This is a genomic window from Saccharothrix sp. CCNWYY140, assembly GCF_037401995.1.
GTDB lineage: Bacteria > Actinomycetota > Actinomycetes > Mycobacteriales > Pseudonocardiaceae > Actinosynnema.
In genome coordinates this window covers 1-5742 of sequence record NZ_JBBEGC010000229.1, presented here as the reverse complement: position 1 = coordinate 5742, position 5742 = coordinate 1, and the positions used below count along the sequence as shown (strand labels likewise).

At 70.5% G+C, this 5742-nt stretch carries 6 protein-coding genes; 5 read left to right on the top strand and 1 reads right to left on the bottom strand.

The annotated features are described in order from the left end of the window. Positions 1 to 197 precede the first annotated feature (197 nt). A complete protein-coding gene (argG, locus tag WBN91_RS38855) occupies positions 198 to 1643 on the bottom strand; it encodes an argininosuccinate synthase (protein WP_337729297.1) in 1446 nt (481 codons plus the stop codon). A 138-nt stretch (positions 1644 to 1781) separates the two neighbouring features. Here argG and WBN91_RS38850 point away from each other — a divergent pair, with 138 nt between their 5' ends. The 5 genes from WBN91_RS38850 (at position 1782) to WBN91_RS38830 (ending at position 5608) form a co-directional block, all read left to right on the top strand. Next, entirely contained in the window at positions 1782 to 2246 is a 465-nt protein-coding gene (locus WBN91_RS38850; protein WP_337729298.1) for a MarR family winged helix-turn-helix transcriptional regulator, read from the top strand. 74 nt (positions 2247 to 2320) lie between these two features. Further along, positions 2321 to 3391 (top strand): NAD(P)/FAD-dependent oxidoreductase, encoded by a 1071-nt coding sequence (locus WBN91_RS38845; RefSeq protein ID WP_337729299.1) that lies wholly within the window; start codon positions 2321 to 2323, stop codon positions 3389 to 3391. An 11-nt stretch (positions 3392 to 3402) separates the two neighbouring features. After that, entirely contained in the window at positions 3403 to 4314 is a 912-nt protein-coding gene (locus WBN91_RS38840; protein WP_337729300.1) for an LLM class flavin-dependent oxidoreductase, read from the top strand. 1 nt (position 4315) lies between these two features. After that, positions 4316 to 4969, top strand: coding sequence for a transcriptional repressor LexA (gene lexA, locus WBN91_RS38835; RefSeq protein ID WP_443217885.1), 654 nt, complete (start codon positions 4316 to 4318; stop codon positions 4967 to 4969). Between the two features lie 87 nt (positions 4970 to 5056). Continuing rightward, complete coding sequence (locus WBN91_RS38830) at positions 5057 to 5608, top strand: GNAT family N-acetyltransferase (RefSeq protein ID WP_337729302.1); 552 nt, start codon at positions 5057 to 5059, stop codon at positions 5606 to 5608. The last annotated feature ends 134 nt before the right edge of the window (positions 5609 to 5742 follow it).

Sequence of the window (5742 nt, the reverse complement as noted above, 5' to 3'; positions counted from 1 at the left end):
TCGGGCAGGCCATACGGGGATGACACAAGCAAGAAGCCCAGGTTGAGTTGTGTCCCCCTCGGCGGACTGCCCGCTCGCCGGCTCCGCCGAAAAGCCCGCGCTGCGCGCGTGGGAGCGCGTTTCTGGCGTGGGTGCCTGGTCATGACGAAGCGTGCACCGCTCCCGAAGAGGAGCGGTGCACGCGTTGGTGGGGAGGGTTAGTCGTTGCCGGATTCCAGGGCGACGTGGTCCAGGAGTTCGTCGTCTGCCGTGGTGCCTCGGGAGGCGATGGCCTCCGCGCCGCCCTCCGGCATCGAGCCGATGAGCTTGGTCGGTTCTACGCGGGTGGCGCTGATCAAGGACGAGTGGCGGCTGCCCACCATGCCCAGGCCGGCGTACTGCTCCAGCTTGGCGCGGGAGTCGGCGATGTCGAGGTTGCGCATGGTGAGTTGGCCGATGCGGTCCACCGGGCCGAAGGCCGAGTCCTCGGTGCGTTCCATCGAGAGCTTGTCCGGGTGGTAGCTGAAGGCTGGGCCGGTGGTGTCCAGGATGGAGTAGTCCTCGCCGCGGCGCAGGCGCAGGGTCACCTCGCCGGTGATCGCCATGCCGACCCAGCGCTGGATGGACTCGCGGATCATCAGGGACTGCGGGTCCAGCCAGCGGCCCTCGTAGAGGAGGCGGCCCAGTTTGCGGCCCTCGTTGTGGTAGGCCGCGATGGTGTCCTCGTTGTGGATGGCGTTGACCAGCCGCTCGTAGGCGGCGTGCAGCAGTGCCATGCCGGGAGCCTCGTAGATGCCGCGGCTCTTGGCCTCGATGACGCGGTTCTCGATCTGGTCGGACATGCCCAGGCCGTGTCGGCCGCCGATCGCGTTGGCCTCCAGGACCAGGTCGACCGCCGAGCCGAACTCCTTGCCGTCGATGGTGACCGGGCGGCCCTGTTCGAAGCCGATGGTGACGTCTTCGGTCTCGATCTCGACCGACGGGTCCCAGAACTTCACGCCCATGATCGGTTCGACGATCTCGATGCCGGCGTTGAGGTGTTCCAGGGACTTGGCCTCGTGCGTGGCGCCCCAGATGTTGGCGTCGGTGGAGTAGGCCTTCTCGGTGCTGGCCCGGTAGGGCAGGTCACGCGCCAGCAGCCACTCGGACATCTCCTTGCGGCCACCGAGCTCGTTGACGAAGTCCGCGTCCAGCCACGGCTTGTAGATCCGCAGCGACGGGTTCGCGAGCAGGCCGTAGCGGTAGAACCGCTCGATGTCGTTGCCCTTGTAGGTGGAGCCGTCGCCCCAGATCTGGACGTCGTCGTCGAGCATCGCGCGCACCAGCATGGTGCCGGTGACCGCGCGCCCGAGCGGGGTGGTGTTGAAGTACGCCCGTCCGCCGGTCCGGATGTGGAACGCCCCGCAGGCCAGTGCCGCGAGACCTTCCTCCACCAGGGCGGCCCGGCAGTCGACCAGGCGGGCCAGCTCGGCGCCGTAGGTCGCGGCGCGGCCGGGCACGGAGGCGATGTCCGGTTCGTCGTACTGGCCGATGTCTGCGGTGTACGTGCACGGCACCGCGCCCTTCTCACGCATCCACGCGACCGCCACCGAAGTGTCGAGACCACCGGAGAAGGCGATGCCGACGCGTTCGCCGGCGGGGAGGGAAGTGAGCACCTTGGACACGACTCGAATTATGCACGACAACGCATGATCATGCATACCCGGGCGGCCGATGAGGCCCGAGTCACTCCGGTGACCCGAAGGCGGCGGGCCGCGCCGCCGAATGGTTCGCAGTACGAACCAGGCTGTTACGCTGGGACTATGGGCATTCGAGGCGATGGCCGGATCGACGTCGTGGCGGCGCTGGTGCGGTCGGCGTTCCTGGTCGACGCCGTCTACGCGGAGTCGAGCCGGGAGTTCGGCATCACGTCCCAGCAGGGGCAGTTGCTCTGCGTCCTCATGGCGCAGCCGTACGGCATGGGCGAGCTGGGCGCGGTGCTGAGGCTGGCCAAGTCCAGCGTCACCGGGCTGGTCGACCGGACCGAGCGCAACGGGCTCGTGCGGCGGGAGCAGAACCCGGAGGACACCAGAGCGGTCCAGGTCAGCCTCACCCCCGAGGGCCGCACGCTGGCCGAGGCCTTCTACGCCGAGACGTGCCGCCGGATCGACCTGCTGCCCGCGAGCCTGGACGCGGCCGAGCGGGACACCCTGGCGGAACTGCTCGGCCGGGTCGTCCTGGCCAACGAGGTGCCGGTGGTCTTCCTGGAGCGCGACGAGCGTCACTGACACCCGGTTTGTAGTTCGTGCCACGAACCAATATAGTTCGTGGCACGAACTACAACCTGGGGAGTGTGCGAGACATGAGCACTGTCGTCGTCATCGGTGGCGGGTACGGGGGTTCCGCGGTCGCCAAGGCGCTGGACGCCGAGGCGGACGTGGTCCTGGTCGAGCCGCGCGACGCGTTCGTCAACGCCGCCAGCTCGTTGCGGGCGCTGACCCGCCCGGACTGGGCCGGCAACCTGTTCTTCCCCTACGACGCCCTGCTGACCCGCGGTCGGGTAGTCCGCGACCGGGCCGCCTCGGTCGACCCGCACGGCGTCACGCTGGCCTCCGGCGACCGGATCGACGCCGACCACATCGTGCTGGCCACCGGTTCCAGCTACACCTACCCCGGCAAGCCCGGCGCCGAGTCCGCCGCCGACGCCCTGGACGACCTGCGCCGCACCCACGCGGAACTGGCCGACGCCGGGCACGTCCTGATCGCGGGCGCCGGACCGGTCGGCCTGGAGCTGGCCGGCGAGATCAAGGAGGTGTGGCCGGACAAGCGGGTGACCGTCGTCGACCCCCGCACCGAACTGCTGCCCGGCTTCCTGCCGCAGCTGCGCGAAGACCTCCACCTGGCGCTCAAGGAACGGGACATCGACCTGCGCCTGGGCACCACGGTCACCCCACCGGTCGAGCCCGGCCGCCGTGCCGCGTTCACCGCGGGCGACATCACCGCCGACATCTGGTTCCGCGCCCACGGCGTGCGGGTCACCAGCGACTACCTCGCCGACGGCCGCCTGACCACCCCCGGCCCGCGCGGCACGGTCGCCGTCACCGGAACGCTCAACGTCGTCGGCCACGACCACGTCTACGCGCTGGGCGACCTCGCCGACCTGCCCGAGGCCAAGATGGCCGGGTACGCCATGCAGCACGCGGAGGTCGTGGCGGCCAACATCAGCGCCCGGCTGCGCGGCGAGGAGCCGACGGCGACCTACGACCCCGCCCCGCACCCGATGATCCTGCTGCCCTTGGGTTCCCGTGGCGGCGTCGGCCAGTTCCCCTCGCCCGAGGGACCGTTCGTGGTCCCGGTCGAGACCGTGGTCGAGTACAAGGGCGCCGACCTGTTCACCAGCCGTTTCGCCGCGCAGTTCGGCATCGAGCGTTGAGGGGCACGACCATGTCACTGCCGCGAGTTGTTTTCGGGTTCGGCGCGCACAGCGTCGTCGACGAGGGGCCGGAGCTGCTGCGCATGGCGCAGCGGGCCGACCGCGAGGGCCTCGACATCTTCTCCCTGTCCGACCACCCGTACCTGGGCGACCGCCTCGACGCGTACGCCACCCTCGGCTACGTCCTGGGCCAGACCCAACGGCTGGCCGGCTTCGCCAACGTCACCAACCTGCCCACCCGCCCCGCCCCGATGCTGGCCCGAGCGGTGACGACGCTGTCCGCCCTGTCCGGCGGCCGGGTCGTGCTCGGCATGGGCGCAGGCGGGCTGTGGGACCGCATCGCCGACATGGGCGTGCCGCGCCTGTCCGCCGGCGATGCCGTGGACGCCTTCGAGGAGGCGATCGTCCTGGTGCGCAAGCTCTCCGGCGGCGGCCCTGCGGTCACCCACGAGGGTGATCACTACCGGGTGAACAACATCGATCCCGCCCCCACGCCGGCCCCTCCCGTGTGGACCGGTTCGGTGGGCCCGAAGTCCTTGGCCGCCACCGGCCGCGTCGCCGACGGCTGGATCCCCGGCCACGCGGCGGACTGGCTCAGCGAGCGCTACCGCACGTCCCGTCCCGTGGTGGACGAGGCGGCGGCGTCCGTCGGCCGCGACCCGTCGGAAGTCCGCACCATCTACAACTTCCCCGGCCGCATCACGACTTCCCCGCTGCCCGCGACCCGCAACAAGGACGGCCGGTGGATCGGCGGCTCGGTGGAGCAGTGGGTGGAGGAGCTGACGGACGCGGTCCTGAACCACGGCGCTTCGGGCTTCATCCTCTTCTCCCCACGCGGCGGCACCCCGGACCCTGAAACCTTGGACCGCTGGGCGGCGGAGGTCGCCCCCGCCGTGCGCGAGGCGATCCCCCGACCCGCCTAAGATCAAGCGGGTGACCTACGACTTCGACGACCTCGACGCCTCCGCCCTGCCCGAGCGCCAGCAACGCATCCTGGCCGCCATCCGGGACTGGGTGGGCGAACACGGGTACTCGCCGAGCACCCGCCAGATCGGCGACGCCGTGGGCCTCAAGTCGTCCTCGTCGGTCTCCAAGCACCTGGCCGCCTTGGAGGACAAGGGCTTCCTCCGTCGAAGCGACACCTTGACCCGTCCGATCGACGTCCGGATGTTCCTTGGCAGCAGCACGACGTCGGAGTCGGCGGACTCGGTGCCGGTTCCGGTCGTCGGCGACATCGCGGCGGGTGTCCCGATCGCGGCGGACCAGCACGTGGACGACGTCCTCACCCTGCCGCGGGAACTCACGGGCCGGGGCAACGTTTTCGCCCTGCGGGTGCGGGGAGACTCGATGGTGGATGCGGCGATCTGCGACGGGGACATGGTCGTGGTGAAGCAGCAGCCGGAGGCTCACTCGGGGCAGATCGTCGCCGCCATGATCGATGGGGAGGCCACGGTGAAGGTCTTTCGGCGGCGTGACGGGCACGTCCTGCTCGAACCTCGGAACCCGGCGTACGAGGTGATCAACGGGGACGAGGCTGTCATCCTCGGCGTGGTGGTCTCGGTCCTGCGCAGCGTCTGAACGCTGGGGGCTGGACGCAGGGTCTGATGGCCGGCCGGCACGGGATCCGGTTTGCGGTGGCGGTGAGCGGCGTGCGATGTTCGGCCCGTGTCCACGCCGCAGCCCGTCATCCGAACCGCGACCGTCCTTGATGCCGCAGAGATCGCGCGCATCCACGTTGAGGCGTGGCAGGCCGCGTATGCCGGGCACATGCCCGAGGAGTTCCTGAGCGGGTTGTCCGTGGCGGATCGGCGGGCAGCGTGGGAGCGGCAGTTGGCTCAGGGCACTGCGGACGTCTTCGTGATCGAGGATACCGGTGTCGTCGAGGGTTCTGGCGTGGTGGCGGGGTTTGCCATCGTCGGTCCGAGCCGGGACGCCGACGCCGATCCGGGGACGGGCGAACTGCACGCGATCAACCTCGACCCAGCGCACTGGCACAGCGGCCTGGGCCGTCCCCTGCTCGACCACGCCGTCACCGCGCTCCGCGACCGGGGCTACCGCGACGCCACCCTGTGGGTGCTCGGTGCCAACGACCGCGCCCGCCGCTTCTACGCACGGGCAGGCTGGGCACCGGACGGCACGACCCGCGTCGAGACCATCGCCGCCGGGACCGTGCGCCTGGAAGAGGTCCGCTACCGCAGGCCGCTGGTGACCCGTTGAGTAGGCCACGGCTGGTGCCCCTCCGCCCACAGGGCAGGCCCCTCCGCGCCCAAAGGACGCTACGCGCCGAAGGCGCGAGCCGAAGCGGCTAGCGCCCACGGGAAGGGCCTCGGTTTCTTTCCCCGTCCGGCCTG